The sequence below is a fragment of the Niastella soli genome (assembly GCF_017742245.1).
Lineage (GTDB): Bacteria > Bacteroidota > Bacteroidia > Chitinophagales > Chitinophagaceae > Niastella > Niastella soli.
Window position 1 is genome coordinate 2,025,193 of sequence record NZ_JAGHKO010000001.1, and the last position, 19,036, is coordinate 2,044,228.

The window sequence follows — 19,036 nt, forward strand, 5'->3', positions numbered from 1 at the left end:
GGATCAGATATTGGATGCGGGGAGTGAGAATGGAGGTGAGAAAGGAAGAAGAAGTAAGAGGTAAGAAGTAGGAGGTATGATCGAATTTCAGCAATTTCTTACATCATACTTCCTACTTCTTACTTCAATATATTATGCTGCGGGATCAATGAGCTTCAGGATGAAATATACAAGGGCTGCCAACAGGCCACTCACCGGAATGGTCAGGATCCATGCCCACAACAGGTTGATGGAAACACCCCAGCGTACTGCTGATAAGCGTTTAGTCATACCCACACCCATAATTGAACCTACAATCGTGTGCGTGGTACTCACGGGTACACCCAATCCCTGCGAAACGCCATAGAGGGTAATAGCACCGGCGGTTTCGGCCGCTACCCCTTCGAGCGGGGTAACCTTGGTGATCTTTGTTCCCATGGTTTTAATAATGCGCCAGCCACCCATCATAGTACCAAAACCAATACACAGGTAACAGGTAATGGGTATCCATTGGGGTACATTCGCATAACTTGATTTGCCATGCGCATCTACCACTTCCTGGATATGCGCCCAATGAGGTACAGGCAATCCATTTTTTATGCACCAGGCGCCAAATACTACCATGGAGGCGGTAATGATACCGATAACCTTTTGGGAGTCGCTACCGCCGTGGCCTAAACTGAAGGCGGCGGAAGAAAGTAACTGTAAACGGCGGAACCATTTATCTGCCTGGTAGGGGTTGGCCTTTCGACAGAGGTTGACTATTATGACCGTTATTATAAATGCCACCAACATACCAATGAAAGGGGCCAATACAATGAACAGCATGATATTAAGGATGGCTGACTGGTTAATAACGCTGAAGCTGTGCGCATGCGCTACGGCCGCTCCTGCAAAACCACCAATGAGGGTATGCGATGAGCTCGATGGAATACCAAACCACCAGGTAAGCAGGTTCCAGAAAATGGCGGCTATAAGACCAGCCATAATTACATATAAGTTAATGGAATCGGCGTGTACGGTTTTGGCAACATAGTTGGCTACTTTCAGATCAAAGATCCAATAGGCTATGAAGTTGAACATTGCTGCCCAAACTACTGCCTGGAAAGGAGTGAGTACTTTGGTAGAAACAACAGTGGCTATAGAGTTGGCTGCGTCGTGAAAACCATTGATCAAATCGAAAGCCAGTCCGAGTATAATAATTACAACTAATAATGTAAGCATTGCGGCAACGATTAGGTAAAAAACAGGGCCTGTCTGTTATGCGTATTTAATAATGATAGATTCAATAACGTTACCGGCATCTTCACATTTATCGGTTACAATTTCCATAACCTGGTAAATTTCCCGCTTTTTGATCACCTCTTTGGCATCGGGTTCTGTTTCGAACAACCGGTCGATGCTCAAATCGAAAATATCGTCGGCCTGATTTTCAATGCTGTTTACTTTAACCAGGGCATCAGTTATCTGGCGCATATCACGCATATCGCGCAATTGCAGTACGGCATTTTTTATTTGCTCGCATCCCTGGTCAATAAGATCGGCCATTTTTTGAATGCCCTGATCGTTGGGATTTACTTTATAAAAGTTGATTTTTTTGGCTGAAGCGAAAATATAGTCGGCAATATCGTCCAACGCGCTGGCCAAATAGTGAATGTCTTCCCGGTCAAAGGGGGTAATAAAGTTTCTGCCGAGCTCAGTAAAGATCTTATGGGTGTAATCGTCATTTACATGCTCCAGGTCTTCGATCTGGGAAATCAAGGCTGCCCTTTTATCAAAGTCAGGTTCAGTAACAACCTCTTTCATTACTTTACCCATTTTAGCCACAGTGTGGGCAACCTGTTCAAACAAGGAATAGAATATCCTATCCTTCGGCATGAAAATCTTCATTATTGAGTTTAAGCCCATTTTTCCTTAAAATTTGTCGCAAAAATAGAACTAATACAATAGGATAAAAAAAAGGGTGCCTCGGTAATAATTACTTAACACAAAGATAATATTAGTCGTAGTTACTATAATTGCTTGTTTAACATATTGATTTGCAATTAATAAAAATAACCTTATTCATTGGCTGATAACCAATTAAGAGCGCATTCCCCTGTTTAACCCTCAAATTCTTAATAAAATATTATTCCAGCCCTGATCAGGAATACAATTTGAACGGCTTAAATCATTGATAATATTGAGGTAATAATTACTTAATATTGGGCCCGCAAAAAACTGCTTAATGGGCCCAGTATATTTACCGGTAACTACTTTTTACCGCAAATTGATTGTTATTCTGTTTCTTTTACCCGTAACTCACACGCTGCACGCCCAATTTTTGACCGATATGATCGATACCACCACCAGCCTGGGTAAAGGTATTTTGCAGTTGTATAAAAAATTCGATCACGTATATATTACCGGCTATATTCAACCCCAGTTCCAGGTAGCACAACAAAAAGGGACCCATAGCTTTAGTGGGGGCGATTTTGCCCCCAATTCGAGTAGCAGGTTCACGATCCGGCGCGGCCGGCTCCGGTTCGATTATGCCCACATGAATAAAGAGGACCAGGTGTCGCTGTATTTTGTTTTCCAGTTCGATGGCTCCGAGCGTGGGGTTTTCATCCGGGATTTTTGGGGTCGCATCTTTGAAAATAAATGGCAGGTGTTTCAATTGACCACTGGTATGTTTGCCCGGCCATTTGGATATGAAGTGAACCTGGGTTCTGCCGACCGGGAATCGCTGGAGCGGGGACGCATGTCGCAAACCTTAATGAAGGTGGAACGTGACCTGGGTGCCATGGTTTCATTTGAACCCCGCCGCCCTGACCACCCGTTGCATTATTTAAAATTGGATGCGGGCTTTTTTAACGGCCAGGGATTGAACGCTACCCAGGAATATGATTCCTTTAAAGACTTTATCGCCCGCGCATCGTGGAAACCATATCCGCTTTCGAAGGCGTTATTTATATCAGGTGGTCTTTCCTATTTTAATGGCGGTCTGTTCCAGAATACCAAGTACACCTACGAAATAAATAAAGACGTAGCAGGAAAAAAAGAGTTTGTGGTAGATTCTGTCGATGGCAATTTCGGCCGCAAAGCACCCCGGAAATATTATGGAGCCGATATGCAGTTAAAATGGAAGCATCCATATGGCGCTACAGAACTCAGGCTTGAATACTGGCGGGGTACACAAACCGCATCAGCCAGTACTACCGAAACCCCACCGACCTTATTACTGGAACCTTATTATGTGCGCAAATTTGATGGCGCCTTTGCTTACCTGTTACAAAACATTGTAAACAACCAGCATCAGTTGGGGGTTAAATTCGATTGGTATGATCCCAATACAGAAGTAAAAGGGCAGGAGATTGGCCAGGGCGGGAATAATATCAATGCCACCAATATTAAATATACCACGGTAAGTGTAGGGTATAATTATTCCATTAATGAAAATGTGCGCCTGATGTTGTGGTACGACTTTGTAAAAAATGAAAGTACTTCTTTAACCGGTTATACGGGCGATATAAAGGATAATGTGTTTACTACAAGACTCCAATTCCGGTTTTAACATTCGTAAAACCAGTCAATTACAATTTTTGCCATCATAACTGTGCCAGTTTTCTTAATTGCTGCTTTTATTGAGCGATTTAATATTACGGTAATGCTGGCGTAACGTTCGCATAGCCTTCCGTTAACATAAGGCCCTTTAAGAAGGGCTTGATCGGGTCAGTTAATAATTCCTTAACATACGGGTAACATAGCGATAACAGCCTACAGATACTTTTGCCGCAAATAAAACTGTTTTTCGTGAGCAAAAAGTTCTTCTATACCCTGTTAGCCCTGGTTGTAACGCTGGCATCTTTTGCCCAAACTACACCAACCGGTAAAATTTCAGGTAAAGTAGTTGATGCCGAAAATGGTACTCCATTAGTAGGAGCATCCGTTGTTTTGGCTGGTGATAACAAGAAAGGTATTTATACCGATGTGGAAGGCCGTTTCTTTGTAACGGTTCAAAAGAATAAGAAATACACACTTATTATTAGTAGTGTAGGGTACGGTGATAAAGAAGTAAGTGATATTGAAGTAACAGGGTTAGATGCCACTGTAAGTGTATCATTGGAAAGAAAAGGAAAACAATTAACAGGTGTTGAAGTAAAAGCCAGCATCCGTAAAGAGAATCTTTCTTCTTTATACCTCACCCAAAAGAACAGCTCTTCCATCTCTGATGGGATCTCAGCTGAAGTGATTAAGAAATCACCTGATAGAAATACCGGTGAAGTATTAAAGCGCGTAAGCGGCGCCTCAGTTCAGGATAACAAGTTTGTAATTATTCGCGGATTAAATGAGCGCTATAATGTATCAATGCTCAATAACTCGATCCTGCCCAGTACTGAAGCGGATAAAAAAGCCTTCTCTTTTGACATCATCCCTTCTTCAGTAGTTGATAACCTGGTAATATATAAATCAGCTACACCTGATCTGCCTGGTGATTTTTCTGGTGGTGCGGTGAAAGTGATCACTAAAGACTATCCTTCGCATAAATTAAGTGAGTTGTCTGTTAACATTTCAGCAAATTCTTTGACCACTGGTAAAGAATTTTATAAAGGATACCCCAACGGAAAGTATGATGCATTGGGCTTTTTCGATGATTCAAGACATTTACCTGGTCCTTATGCAAGAAACAAGTACGACTTTACCCATAAGTCTGAAGAATTCAAAATGGGCACAACAAAGTTATTCCCTAATACATATGGGTTTGAGTCAGCTAGTAAAAGCCTGCCTGGTATAAGTGCAACTTATACCGGTGGTAATACTGCTGTATTGAAATCGGGTAATAAATTAGGTTATATCTATTCAATAGGTTACAGTAATAGCCGGGCCGTTTCGGAAAGAACAAGAGAGGATTATGATATTTCCAGACTTCTAAGATATGGCTACAATACAAACGGATACGACGAAAAAAATAATTTAGGGGCCTTATTGAATGTAACGTATTCATACGGGAAAAGTAAAATTTCGCTGAAGAACCTGTTCAACAACAGTTTTGTAAAAACAATTGGCATAAGAGATGGTAATAATCTTGAAAATGGAAGCCCGTTTTTATTGAAGAGTTCAAATAGCGAGGCGTCTGCAGCCGGTTTGATCAATTCGGTTGCTGAGGGTTTGCACAGGATCGGTAATAGCTGGACTTTTGACTGGAACGGTTCCTTTGCATATACCTATAAAGATCAGCCTGATCAACGTGTGCTTACTTTCCGTACAGACCAGACTGATCTTTCGAAATATTTCCTGAAGCTGAATAACGAGAATTCACCTGAAATCAGAAATGCAGGCCGCGTTTATTCATGGTTGGCAGAATTTATTTATGGTGCCTCTGCCAACGCTACCAAACAATTTCAATGGCTGGGTCAAACACAAAAGTTGAAATTCGGTACCATGAATTATTACAGAGACCGTACCGTGAAGGTAGATGCTGTGGGATATGCTTCAATGCTGGTTGATCAATATAACAACCAAAGCGGTGCTACGATCAATGAAGTAAAGTCAACCAGTTATAACACCGTTTTCACTCCCGAAAATATTGATACCTACAAACTCACAGTTGCCAGCATTGCTACTAACTCAACTGACTATACCGGTAACGCTTTGCTCAACGCTGGTTATGTAATGTTGGACAACAAGTTCTCTGATAATCTCAAATTGACGTGGGGCGCCAGAGTGGAAAAATACCGTCAGGAACTGTCGGCCAGAAATAAAAAGACCATGGTATACGACAATACTGATGTGTTGCCTTCTTTTATATTCACTTACTCATTGAACAACAAAAGCAATTTAAGGGCGGCCGGTTTTCAATCGGTAAACCGTCCCGAATTCAGAGAACTGGCTTCTTATAGTGTTTTTGATTACGATAATTATATCAGCGTAACTGGTTACGATAAATTGGAAAGATGTAAAAATACCAATGGCGACCTGAGATATGAGTGGTTCCCCGGAGCTGGTGAGATTATTTCGGCCAGTGTATTTTATAAATATTTCGATAAGCCTATTGAGCAGATCAACCAGGGAAATGATGTATTTACCTACAGAAATGCATCAAATGCTACTGTATACGGTGCTGAAGTGGAGCTCAGAAAGAAACTTGATTTTATTGGCAGCAAATTGTTTGAGCAGATCACTTTTTACACCAATGCTGCTATAATGAAAGGGAAAGTGAAGTTTGATGGAGTTAGTTACAATACTCCTTTACAGGGACAGTCGCCTTACCTGATCAATGGTGGGTTATTGTATACCTCTCCAGCTGATGATTTTTCAGTGAACCTGTTGTATAACCGCATTGGATCTCGTTTACGCTTCAGAGGCGCAGACGGTGAGTTGAGCATATACGAAAGGCCCCGTGATGTAATTGATTTTCAGCTGGGCAAAAAATTGGTAGGCAACAAGCTGGAGCTTAAGCTCACTATTAGTGATATCCTGGCTCAGAAATACAGCTGGTATTATAAGTACGATGCTAATACTACACAAACTGCTTATAAAGCAAGTGAGGATAAAATTATAAACACCGCCAGGCTTGGTTCTACTGCAACATTGGCCATCCGGTACAACTTCGGTAAATAACAATTTGGTAATTTCTGAGTAACTATTCCGTAACAAGGCAAGGATACTTTCGTGAACGCAAATTAAAATAGTAATATGAAAAAACTATCATCAATTCTCTTGTTGGGTCTCGTTGTGCTGGCTTCTGCCTGTCACAAGGATGATGACTCAAATGATCCCGCCCCTACTAGTGGTGCTGATATCAGAGGTGTAATTACTACCGACCAACACTGGACAAAAGATAAAGTGTATCGTTTGCGTGGGTATGTATATGTTGCCAATAATGCTACTTTAACCATCGATGCAGGAACTAAGATCATTTCTAACAATGACTCTGCAGGTGTACTGGTAATTTACAAAGGTTCAAAAATTATGGCCGAGGGCACTGCCCAAAGTCCCATCGTATTTACTTCTGGAGAGGCTACTCCCAAATCTGGTGACTTTGGTGGTCTTGTTCTGGTAGGCGAGTCTTCTGGCAACGGTAACCACAAAATACTGGAAGGTGGCGTAGATCAGGCTTATCAGAATTTTGGTGGTACTAAAGAAGATGATAATTCAGGCGTATTAAAATATGTTCGTATTGAATATGCTGGTAAAGCGGTTAACCCCGGCGATGAAGTAAACGGCTTATCTCTGTATGCTGTAGGTTCAGGAACAACTATCGACTATGTAGAAGTTGTTCGTGGTTTGGATGATGCCTTCGAATTCTTCGGCGGATCTGTAAATCCCAAACACCTGATCGCTTACAATTGCGCTGATGATGATTTTGATTTGGACGACGGATACCATGGAAAAATTCAGTTCGCAGTTTCTATCAAAAATCCTGGATTTACTGATACTAAAACTGGCGGCGACCTCTCTAATAACTTTGAGGTAGATAATACAAATGGTAAAATTTCATACGCTACTACTCCTATCACATCACCTGTACTGTCAAATTTCACTGCTATTGGTCCTAATAACGCAGCTGGTACAAGTGTTGATTATGGTTATGGAATGCGTTGGAGAAGAGGTTGCAAATTTATCCTTGCCAACTCTATCGTAATGGGCGGCCAAAAAGCTGGTTTAGTACTTGAAATCGCTGAGACTGGAGCCTTCTACAAATCAGGCGTTTCAAAATTCTATAACAGTTTCCTGCATTCTGTTACCAGTCCTTTCCTTGTTAGCTCAGAAGTTGTATCGACTATCGACTCAGCAACTGTTGCTAATATCACTACTACTACCAATCTTAGCAAAGTATTTACCGATGCAGCTACCATTAAACTGACTGATCCGTTTAATAACGCTGCTCCTAATTTAAAACCTCAAGCTGGTTCTCCTGCTTTAACAACTGCTGCTAAATTCGATTTAACTGAATTGAGCTCTTTTGAAAAAGTATCTTACATTGGCGCCTTTGATGGTACTAATGACTGGACTGCCGGTTGGGCAGTTTGGAACAAGTAAATTTGATCATACTAGATAGATCTGAAAACTGCCCCCGATTCGTCGGGGGCAGTTTCTTTTTTAAGTAACTACAACGCCGTCCTTAGACGGCTTTGTTATTTATAAAATGAAGTATACTTACTTTTTTTGTGGTGTATAAACATAAGCTACCTCATAAGGTGCTTTCTTTAATTCGGGAAGCAGTTGCCCTACCATCAGGTCTTCTTTTTGGGGCGAAGGTTCGCAAATGGAATATTTGTTGCCATTGTATACAATAGGTTTGCCGTACGTCTTATTAAACTGCACAGCTATGGTAACATGCTTGGGATATGTTAATACGATCATTGGCAGATTATAGATCTCCTTTACAAGACAGTAGAACAATGCCACCCTGTCCTCACAGTCACTCTGATCATATAAAAGGGTTTGTTCGGGCGAGAGCCGTTTTTCACTGCCAAAAACCTCCGTATCCGGTTCAAACAAAAATGCATACCGGGTAAACCGCATCAGGTAATCAACCCCATTTTTTACACTCATTCTTTTTACGCTTTTTTTCAGCAGGGGTATCAGAGAAGAATAGGTTTCATGGCTTAGCGGAATATTAAGATACAGGGCATAGTCCACTACCGGGTAGTTGACAAAAAGCGATTGTATTTGATTATTCAGCTTTACTTTAAAATGATACTCGTTTTCATTATAATTAAATGACAGGTCTTTTACTTTATAATCTCCTGTATTAAACTCGGGTAAATGCGTGATCTTATAGGAGAAATTGCCGTCAGCTCCGGGAAATGGCATATCAATTAACGTGAATACGTTCTTTTGGAAGTCGATATGGTTGCCGTAATCGTGGTAATTCAAACAAACATATTGTTTCCCATCTACCATCCGGTAAGGTATATTGTAAATGTTCTCTTCACAGTGAATATAAAACAGGATGTAATCGCCTGAAATGGCCAGCCTGGCATCATAACCTGATCTGTTCAGGAGATACCATTTGTATAAGGTATACCGGTGGTAATCGTCAGATTTAGGGCTTATTTGTTGGGCCGCTTTCCTGATCAGCTGATAATACAGCCAGTCATCTGGTTTGAACTTGTCTTTATAGGAAAGCAGGGCCTTTACAACGGCATCATAATTGGAAGGGTTGAGACTTTGGTAAAAGGTGGTAATAGCCGTTTCATCTGATAGAACGGGGTTATTGGGAACAATAGATCTGTCGAAATCAAAGGTGATCTGCTCGCCGCAAAAATCAAATTGAATGATATTGGCCGCGGAGGCAATTGGTCGGATGGAAAAGGACACGAAAAGAAATAATATGGTGACACACTTTCTCACTGCTGATTTCTACCATTAATATACGAAAATTAACAATAAGGTAATATTAATTATTACGGTCTTTACGGTTAAAGCCTTACGCGGGGGCGCATTTCTTATTATTAAGCGGGAATAGCTTGTTTTTGGAAGGCGGGATGGGGGAATATTCCCTGGGGATTCGTTTAGGTAGTGGGCCCTCCTTCGCCAAGGATTCGCCGGGCGTGAAGTAGGAAGTAGGTCACCTACGCCAGGGCTTCGGCGACCGAAGGAAGTAGGATTGGGCGGCGGCCAGCTGGCGGAAGGCCAAAATTGCCGATTACCGATTGCCGTGCCGTCTGCCGTCTGCCGTTTGCTCTCGGCTGAGCCGAGACCGTCTGCCGTTTGCCGTCTGCCGTTTCATCATTTAGTAACACTGCTGTAACAGCGTGCTAATAGTGGGAGGCTACCTTGCAACGATTCCATTTTTCAATACCGTTCTTGTCATTTAACAGATGCTGTTAGTAAGACTACCCGTCCCGATTAATCGGGACGGCTTTTATGTGAAGAACAACCGTTAGTATAATGTAGAATAGAAGTTTGCAAATGAAATGGCTTCTTTACTAGATAAATTTAAATACTGGTGGGTGGTAATTCGAAAATTGTAAGAAAAAAGTAAAATTCTATAAATAATTATAAATTTCTAGCTTTCTGGCGGTATCTTTAACCATCTTATCCCCGCGATTTACCCTCATAAGCGGTAAAAACAACAAATTATACTACTAAAATTCTCTATAAAGTGAGAGTTTATTTTCTCTCATGTGACTGACGCCGTTCGATTTCTATCGTGACGGCTTTTTTATTTTATAGCTTATTTGTAAAACTTCAGGATTTATTCTTCACGTATATAGCCATCCCAGGCGAGACAGGGGTAGTGGGATTGCCTGGGAGTGGTCTGATAGTGGTCAGGAAATTGTCCAAGAGTGGTCAGGAAGTGGTCATAGAACTAAGGTCCCAGAATATATTTAGAGCATCTCCAGAGGACCTCTAGAGCACACTCAGACAATATGCGGGCCATTGGACTACCATCCCGGTACAATTCCGGTATCATTTCGTTACGGCTGTGCAATTACATACACCCTCAAGTATTCAAAAGTCAATTTATTGAGCATTGCGGCCTGAATGAACCGTAGATGAAGCATGCATCCTTCGGTCTTCTTAGGGGCTTCTTTGGTTATTCTTAGGGTTATCTTAGGCTTAAAACCCCAGGGATGACCCTAAGATGACTCTAGGATGAGAGGTTGTTTAAGGAAAAATGCAAGTTATATCCAGACCGGGTTGATTGAGTTGATAAAGGCCATAATTCCCCGGCGCCGCCTTTGACAGCGGGTGATGCTGTAAAACAAGAGGTGCCACGCCTATAAAAGACCATGGCACCTGCCAAAGCGGAAGAACGAAGTTGTATTAGTTGAAAATAAGTTCCGGATATGGAATATCGAGCCGCGATTTAAGCTCGGTACAGCGATACATGAGTATATTGATGATGGCTTCGGTTGAATACCGGTATTGAACACTGGGGGTTTTCGGATCGTTCACCCAGTTATTGAATGTATCAGTAAAATCATCATCGATCTTATCGAGCGTTGTAATGCCAATTTTCTTTAGTGCAGCGGCATTGCATTGTTGTTCGTATTGACCCTTGATAGGAATGGCGATCATTTTTTTCTTCAGGTATAATGCTTCGGCGGGTGTTTCAAAACCTGCTCCGCATACGATACCATGACAGCTGATGAGGCTGCGGTTGAAGTCTTTTGAATCAACCGGGCGGAAATTCATATGATCGACCGTATAGGGTTTTACTGCCTGGCGGGAGAACACCTCAAACCGGTGGTCTTTAAATGGCTTCAACAATTCTATTAACTGTTTGTCGCAATAGGAAGGAAGGTATACAGTGATATGACCTTTATTGGTGGCTTCAGCCTGTAAGATCTCTTCTTTGATGACAGGCGAAAAAATAAAGTCGTCATAGCTTTCGAAATGCAGGCCAATATAATTGGTGGCCCTGGCGTAATTCTGCAAGATCCATTCACCAGCTTTACTGGGTTTGTCGGGCCGGGGAGTTTTGTCAGAAACAAAGCTGGCCTGATGGCCGAAGTTTACAGAAGGTACTTTTTTGCGGGCACAGGCCAGTGAAGTAATACATTCAAAATCGTTTATTACCAGGTCATATTTTTCAACAGGCAGGTCGCGCACTTCTTTCATAATCCGGTAAGGCGAAATGTTCTTAACGATCTTCCAGTAATCGAGACTGCCATCGCAGGTATAAAACAGGCTCAGCCCCTTGCTGCGGTATTTGATGGGCGCGTTTAAGGACAGGGTACTATTGGCGCCGCTTAAAAAAATATCGACAGTACCAAATTTCTGTAAATAGGGCAACAGCTCCATGGCACGACTTATATGTCCATTACCGGTAGCCTGTATTGCGTAAAATATCTTCATAATGTTGTTTATTCCTCCTGTCGGAACTTAAATAGCCAATGAGTTTATGTAGAAACTGATCTCATCAGTTAACACATTTACTTTAGCTGGTATATCAATAGCAGTTTGGGGAAAATCTTTTTCGTTGTATTCAAAAATGGTCCACTCGTTTTGCCGGTATTCGAGGGCGGTTAAATGTTCCACCCAGTCGCCCGAGTTCAGGTAAGTGACTTTGCCTTTTTCGGTTTCGATCACCCTTTTTTGAGGCTGGTGAATATGGCCACAGATCACATATTCGTATTTCTTTTCAATGGCCAGCTCGGCGGCAATTTGTTCAAAGGCATCGATCTTGGCCATTTTATTCACGCTGGCCATAACATTTTTTGAAATGGATACCTTTTCCCGCCCAAATGCTTTCATCACAAAATTTACTACCCGGTTAAACAGGATCAGTGCGCCATAACCGCTGCTGCCCAATTTTGCCAATATTTTGGCGCCGCCCCTGGTGGTATTGTCAAACACATCACCATGGAAGATCCAGGTCATTTTATTATCAATCTCCAGTACCAGCTTATCGGTCAACGTAAAATGACTGAGCTGAAAATCAGCGTACCGGCGAAGTAATTCGTCATGATTTCCGGTAATATAAAAAACCCGTGTTCCTTTCGTGATCAGGTTCAACACCTCTTTTATAACTGCCATGTGGGATGCGGGGAAATAGCGTTTGGTGAATTGCCATCCGTCAATAATGTCCCCGTTAAGGATAAGAATATTAGGCAGGATACTTTTAAGGTAAGCAACCAGTTCCTTTGCACGACATCCATATGTACCAAGGTGTACATCGGATATAACTACCACATCTACTGCTCTTTTTTCCATTGAGTTTGGGTTTATCAAAATTCCCTCATATATATGACCTGATTGTTACAGCATTATTAAGCCGTCGTTAGGAATATGTAAACTAATTGTTACGCAACCGTTTGTATGGCCGATGTCCGGTTGAGGGTAAACGTAATCATTTGTTTACACTGGAAAAACAATATGGTAATATGGTGACTGTACCTTAGTGTCCGTTTTATTGCTGTGTGTTATACATAAATAACAATCGTAGCAGTTTCTTAATGTTGACCGGCGGAGCTTTTTTAAGTTTCGCCCTTTTTTATTCCTGCACAAACCCGCAACTGGTTTGCTTTTGCCCGTAATTGATTATTTTACAAGATATCGTGATCACACAGCATTTATCAAGACTAAACTGTATCGATTGTCAACAAAAACACCCGGAAAGCCAGCTTTTACCAACCAGTCAATAATTGTTGCTCTTTATACTGCTGCTGTTGCATTTTTGACCTATGCCTGCATTTTTGCCTACCGCAAAGCTTTTACAGTTGCCACCTTTGAAGGATTGTCGTTTTGGGGAATAAAATACCAAACCCTGCTTATCATAAGCCAGGGGCTGGGATATATGGCCAGTAAATTCTATGGGATAAAATTTATTTCAGAGTTAAAAAGACTGGGGCGTTGGAAAACCAGTGCGTTGCTTATTGGCATTGCCTGGTTGTGTATGTTGCTGTTTGCGCTGGTGCCAGCGCCCTGGGGAATGGTATGCCTGTTTGGCAATGGGTTTATGCTTGGGTTTATGTGGGGAATTGTTTTCAGCTATGCTGAAGGGCGGCGGGCGACTGATTTTATAGGGGCAGCCATGGCCGTGAGCTTTGTATTTGCCGGTGGTTTTAGCCGGTCGGTGGCCATTTGGCTGCGTGATAGCTGGCAGGTTGGCGAACAATGGCTGGGGTTTGGCACCGGTCTGGTGTTTGCCCTGCCACTTATAGTATTCATGTATTTGTTAGAACGGGTGCCCGCGCCTGATGCGGCCGATATTAAAGAAAGAAGCATTCGGTTACCCATGACCAAAGATGACCGTCATCACTTTTTACGGCAGTTTGGGGGTGGGATAGTAGTGGTGGTGATCACTTATTTGTTCTTGAGTATTATGCGTGATGTACGGGACAATTTTATGGCCAATATGTGGAACGAGCTGGGGTATGGTCAAAAGCCGGCTATTTTTACTACCACAGAAACCATTACCTCAGTGGTAGTGCTGGTGGTAATGAGCTTGTTGGTTGTTATTAGAAAAAACATCCAGGCCTTTCGCTTAATTCACTGGGTGATAGTAGCGGGTTTTTTAATAGCGGGCGTTTCATCAGTTATGTTTTTAACGAGGGCTATGCCCGGGGCTTTATGGATGCAGCTGGCCGGCCTTGGATTATATATGGGTTATATTCCTTTTAACTGTATTTACTTTGAACGATTGATCGCTACTTTCAAAATAGCCGGTAATGTGGGGTTTTTGATCTATATAGCAGATGCCTGGGGTTATCTGGGCAGCATGTTGGTGATGTTGGCAAAGGAAGTGGCTGGTCTACAACTTGCCTGGACGCAGTTTTACCCTGCCAGTGTTGTCATTTTTTCAGCAATCGGTATACTGACCACTTTATATTCGCTGATCTATTTTAATAAGAAATACAGGTTGAAAGTTGACGGGGCTGATCAGTTGATCAGTTGATCAGTTGACGAGGAGGAAGTTGATATGGTTGATAGAGGTTAGGGAAGGCAGAAGGCAGAAGGCAGAAGGCAGAAGGCAGAGAATTGTAGGCAGCGCAAGGTAGTTAATCTCAATAATCGCGAGTCCTGTTTGCCGTTTGCCGATATGCCACTTACATAAGACAACGCCTCATTAACCAGCTAATCTCTCTTAGATTCCAGAGTAAAACCAATGGTAGTTCCAACATCGGGTGTACTGCGTACGTGAATGCTTTGGCCGTGCGCTTCAATAATATGTTTGCAAATGGCAAGGCCCAATCCTGTACCGCCTTTATCGCGGCTGCGGGCAGTATCGGTGCGGTAAAAACGTTCAAATATGCGGGGGAGGTGTTCTTCTTCAATACCAATACCGTCGTCGCTTATTTCAATCAATACGTGTTGGTCGTCGGTATCATAAATACTGGCTACAATATTGCCATTATGTTTGCCATATTTAGTGGCATTTTCTACCAGGTTTATCAGCACCTGTTTTATTTTCTCTTTATCAGCAAAAACAGTGATAGGCGCTTCGCAACCTTTTTTAATGATGGTGCGAATATTCTTTGCCTGGGTTTTTATAGAAAGGGAGTCGTAAATTTCTTTTATGAGGTCCTGAATAGGGAAGTTCTGTTTTGCCAGTAACTGTTCACCCCGTTCAAGTTTTGAGATCTCATCCAGGTCATTCATCAGGTTTACCAGGCGGTCCACATTTTTAGAGGTATTCTCCAGGAACCTTTTGCGAATGGCTTCTTCTTCCATGGCACCGCCCAGCAGGGTGTCTACATACCCCTGAATGGCGAAGATGGGCGTTTTAAATTCATGGGCAAGATTTTGAAGGAACTCTTTTCGGTAGGCTTCATTCTGTCGTAATAACTCAATTTCACGATTGCGGCGTTCGCCCCATTCTTCCACATCGGCCCTTACTTCGTCGATACTTTTTTGGGGAAGAATGTATTTGAAATACATTTCTTCTTTCTTGGTAGCCTTTGTTTGGTAAATAAGCTTGTAAATGAGTTTTATCTTACGGTATATAAACCGTTCCATAGTGACCAGGATGAGCCAGTAGCCGCCTGCAAAGATCACCAAAAGCGAGCCCAGCCCTATCTGCCAGTTGCTGGTGAGTAATAGAATACCAATGGCAATAGGGAACGCTAATATTGCTGCTGTAAAAGCGGCCAGTTGCCGCGGTGATAAATTTTTGGCTGAGGACATACTTTAACGCTTAACGCTGAATGTCCGCCCGGATGGATGCCTGTTCAGAATGAATCTGTCGGGCTCGCATTCGAACGGGCTAAAAACTTAACGCTGACTGCTGATTTAGCGGTACGCTTAATCAGGCTGCGTTTCGCAATTTTTCGAAGATAATTATTAATGCTGAATGAATAACACCGATATGGGCGTTATGTGTTCTGCGTTATGCGGCAAGCATTTACATGGTGAACTTATAACCCACTCCTTTAACTGTAGTAATACAATCGATGCCGAGCTTTTGGCGAATTTTTCGAATATGGACGTCGATGGTGCGGTCGCCTACGATCACATCGTTGCCCCAGATCTGATTCAGGATCTCGTTGCGCAGAAATACCCGGCCTGGTTTTGATGCCAGCAGATACAACAGTTCAAATTCCTTTTTCGCTAATACCACAGCTTTGCTGTCGACCTTGGCTTCAAATTTAACCGGATCAATTTCGAGGTTATCGATCTTGATCACTTTTTCTTCCGGTTCTTTATTGATGCGGCGAAAGATAGCGTGTATCCGACTTACGAGAATTTTTGGGCTAACTGGTTTGCTGATATAATCATCTGCACCGGTTTCCAGGCCTTTAACGTGTGAACTTTCATCGCTTAAGGCGGTGAGGAACACGATAACAGTATCTTTAAATGCCGGTTGGGCACGTAAAATTTCGCATACTTCAACCCCATTTTTGCGGGGCATCATAATATCCAGGATAATCAGGTCGGGCTGGCTTAACTTGGCTTTTTGAATGGCATCATCCCCATTATTAGCCGTAACTATCTCATAACCCTCTTTTGTAAGATTATACCGGATAATTTCCACTATATCAGGCTCGTCGTCTGCAATCAGGATCTTGCCTTTAGCATTCATTAAATGTAAAATTTTGGCAAACCTACTTGAAAAGGGGCTACCCTGTAAATGATAATATTGAGTTCACAATTTCTTAATATGTGAAGATAAAGAAAAAGGCGGCAAGGCAATCTGACTGAGACCCAACATACCAGTATAATGCATTCATTATAAGGTAATAAAAATTCCTTAACAATTAAGAAATGCACTTTTGCATCAAAAACAATACCGTGGTAACCGATTCACTGCTTGTAGCCAATTTCCCCAAAACAAGACTTTTTGACTTTTTTACTAACTTTCGCCCGGATTTACTGTTTTTTTTAATATGGTGAGGTGCTGATTGGGACTGCATTTGCCCCACACAACCCTTTGGTCATATTTTTGCTCTATTAGAAGTGCAGCATATGAGGATACATATACAAATTATTACCATCTGTTTACTTATTTGGCAATCGAGTCTTGCGCAAACTTCCTATCCTATAAAGGTGCCGATGGAGCGTGAAATATGGCATGGCAATATTGATAAACAACAAAAAAAGGCCGTTCAATTTAATAACCAGGGCAAAATTGCTGCTGATACTACTGTCAGTCTGCAAATTATGGATGCGCTGATCCGTGGAATTGATGACCTGCAAAACCAGATCGAACTGGACTCTACCCTGAATGGCAATGGGAAAACCAAATACCTGCGCAGTATCGATTTTCTGTTACAAAGTTATTTTTCAAATCTCAACCGGCGCGATTACCCCGCCTCGCTGGCCCCGGCGCTTGTTAAAGCCTTTAGCCAGTGTATGGAGTTGGATAAGCAGCATAAAAGTTTTGGCCCCGTTATAGAAAGTAATGAATACGGCGTGGATAAGATGCTGATTGAATCACTCAAGTATTCGGAAGATAATCCGGGTATGTCGGGCGCTCGCCTTGTATTGATGCGGAAATATTTGACCATGCATCCGGACCAGATAATGCCCGAGCTGGCCAAAAATCCCAACGCCTATTTTGCCGATAGTTTAATAAAAGTGGCGTTGAATACCGATATTAATAAAGTATATGATTATGCCCAGGCCAATAACTCCCTGGGCGACCGCATCCGCCGTCACAGCGATTCAACCGTGCAATTGGTTGCACGAATTGCAACCAGCAAAAGCGGTCAGTTGTATTTTCCATTTCTGGATAACCTGATGCGTGGAAGCATTAGCCTGAAGGCCATTGACAGTGTTAAGGAGAACGATCTGGGGTATTTCAGGCTACTGGTAAAAACCAGAATTGAATATATCCAACGGACTTTACCACCTACTAATGATACCGCCAACCAGTTGCAGACTTTAACCGAAATGATGAAACGGAAGGCGAATCAATATTTTATTCGGGAAATAAATGCGCTGCATACCAATCCCAATGATAATGTTCGTTTTCGCCGGCTCGATGGGTTAACTGCACAGGAATTGTATTACCTGGCTGTGTTGGGTGAAGATGAAATTTATACCTCCAGTTATACCCGGGGAGTGTATCCTCGTATTTGGCAACACATGGCCAAACCAAGAGCCGACAGCCTGATCATGAGCGTTCATGGCGACTTTTTCAGGAAATTCATAAAAATGGCCGCCGGTTATAATGAATTGACCGACTTTCTGAGTAAAATGGACAAACAAAATGCCGAAACCATGATGAAGGCATTTGTAATAGGATTGGAAAAGCCCCGTAAAGTAAATGACCTGGAAGATGCGGTGGATGTGGCCGACTCCTACAGCAGCATCATGGATAAGAATAAAGAGTTGGCTGAATTTATATTAAATGAAGTGAATGTTAGCTATACCAAAAATGTGCAGGAGAATAATAAGAGAGGGATGGTTATCTATAACCTGCTTCGCATTTTGTTTGAATCGGCAGATACCACTAAAAAAGTGGATCTTTCCACTCTATTAGGTATTCCTTCCATTTATGGTAAAGATTATAGCACCCTCACTGACGACAGCGGCCGGGTAATTCAACAAGTGTTCTTTTATGGCGATGAAGATAAAGACGGCCAGACCTCTTACCAGAATTTTATGAATATGTTCCGGGGAAAACCGGGCTGGCGCGTTGATGAAAGAAAGGCCGAGTGGACATCCATCACTTCTACAAAAGGCAAACCTGTATGGATATTTGCCAACAAACCATTGTACGGCGAAGACGATCCAGATGACAAGGCACAGAATAAGCTGATCGAATACCTGCAAACGCGCGATTTAACCCCAACGGTAGTTATACATCGCGGACACAGTTATCACCTGTCAACAACCCTTGGAAAACTACCGGCAAGCGCCCGTATTGTGGTGCTGGGTTCCTGCGGCGGATATAATAACCTGAATGAAGTATTAACGGCTTGTCCGGATGCGCATATTGTTTCTTCAAAACAGGTGGGTACCAAAAGGGTGAATGAACCAATTTTACAGGCTATCAACGAACGGCTTTTGATGGGCCGGAATATTGACTGGATAAGTATGTGGCGTGAGTTGAAAAAGAAATTCAATACCGGTGATGCCAAGGAAATGTTCGACGATTATATTCCTCCATATAAAAACCTCGGCGCTATTTTTATAAAGGCTTACCGTAAAGCAATGGGTGAATAAAGCAACA

General features: G+C 42.3%; 12 protein-coding genes. 5 read left to right on the plus strand and 7 right to left on the minus strand.

Annotated features, from left to right (window positions below):
• Positions 1-132: 132 nt before the first annotated feature.
• Complete coding sequence (locus tag J7I42_RS08485) at positions 133-1,203, minus strand: inorganic phosphate transporter (protein WP_209138343.1); 1,071 nt, start codon at positions 1,201-1,203, stop codon at positions 133-135.
• A 36-nt stretch (positions 1,204-1,239) separates the two neighbouring features.
• Entirely contained in the window at positions 1,240-1,869 is a 630-nt protein-coding gene (locus tag J7I42_RS08490; protein WP_014223020.1) for a DUF47 domain-containing protein, read from the minus strand.
• Positions 1,870-2,206: 337 nt separating this feature from the next.
• On the opposite strand from J7I42_RS08490, the gene J7I42_RS08495 reads away from it, so the two are divergent.
• The 3 genes from J7I42_RS08495 to J7I42_RS08505 all read left to right on the plus strand — a co-directional run bounded on the left by J7I42_RS08495 (position 2,207) and on the right by J7I42_RS08505 (position 8,004).
• Positions 2,207-3,535, plus strand: a complete 1,329-nt coding sequence (locus J7I42_RS08495; RefSeq protein WP_209138344.1) for a hypothetical protein — start codon at positions 2,207-2,209, stop codon at positions 3,533-3,535.
• A gap of 239 nt (positions 3,536-3,774) precedes the next feature.
• Complete coding sequence (locus J7I42_RS08500; protein WP_209138345.1) at positions 3,775-6,582, plus strand: TonB-dependent receptor; 2,808 nt, start codon at positions 3,775-3,777, stop codon at positions 6,580-6,582.
• A gap of 75 nt (positions 6,583-6,657) precedes the next feature.
• On the plus strand, positions 6,658-8,004 hold the full coding sequence (locus J7I42_RS08505; protein WP_209138346.1) for a hypothetical protein: 1,347 nt from the start codon (positions 6,658-6,660) through the stop codon (positions 8,002-8,004).
• Positions 8,005-8,121: 117 nt separating this feature from the next.
• Here the strand turns inward: J7I42_RS08505 and J7I42_RS08510 are convergent, their stop codons facing one another.
• From J7I42_RS08510 to J7I42_RS08520, 3 genes are all read right to left on the minus strand, one after another.
• Entirely contained in the window at positions 8,122-9,288 is a 1,167-nt protein-coding gene (locus tag J7I42_RS08510) for a hypothetical protein (RefSeq protein ID WP_209138347.1), read from the minus strand.
• A gap of 1,452 nt (positions 9,289-10,740) precedes the next feature.
• A complete protein-coding gene (locus J7I42_RS08515) occupies positions 10,741-11,775 on the minus strand; it encodes a glycosyltransferase family protein (protein ID WP_209138348.1) in 1,035 nt (344 codons plus the stop codon).
• Between the two features lie 27 nt (positions 11,776-11,802).
• Positions 11,803-12,633 (minus strand): UDP-2,3-diacylglucosamine diphosphatase, encoded by an 831-nt coding sequence (locus J7I42_RS08520; RefSeq protein WP_209138349.1) that lies wholly within the window; start codon positions 12,631-12,633, stop codon positions 11,803-11,805.
• Between the two features lie 382 nt (positions 12,634-13,015).
• On the opposite strand from J7I42_RS08520, the gene J7I42_RS08525 reads away from it, so the two are divergent.
• On the plus strand, positions 13,016-14,317 hold the full coding sequence (locus J7I42_RS08525) for a DUF5690 family protein (RefSeq protein ID WP_209138350.1): 1,302 nt from the start codon (positions 13,016-13,018) through the stop codon (positions 14,315-14,317).
• 179 nt (positions 14,318-14,496) lie between these two features.
• On the opposite strand, the gene J7I42_RS08530 is transcribed toward J7I42_RS08525, so the two are convergent.
• Positions 14,497-15,546 carry a sensor histidine kinase gene (locus J7I42_RS08530; protein WP_209138351.1) on the minus strand — a complete coding sequence of 350 codons (1,050 nt, stop codon included), beginning with the start codon at positions 15,544-15,546 and terminating at the stop codon, positions 14,497-14,499.
• A 217-nt stretch (positions 15,547-15,763) separates the two neighbouring features.
• The gene (locus J7I42_RS08535; RefSeq protein WP_136575902.1) at positions 15,764-16,441 is read right to left on the minus strand and encodes a response regulator; all 678 of its coding nucleotides are present in this window, start codon (positions 16,439-16,441) and stop codon (positions 15,764-15,766) included.
• 470 nt (positions 16,442-16,911) lie between these two features.
• On the opposite strand from J7I42_RS08535, the gene J7I42_RS08540 reads away from it, so the two are divergent.
• Positions 16,912-19,029, plus strand: coding sequence for a hypothetical protein (locus tag J7I42_RS08540; RefSeq protein ID WP_209138352.1), 2,118 nt, complete (start codon positions 16,912-16,914; stop codon positions 19,027-19,029).
• The last annotated feature ends 7 nt before the right edge of the window (positions 19,030-19,036 follow it).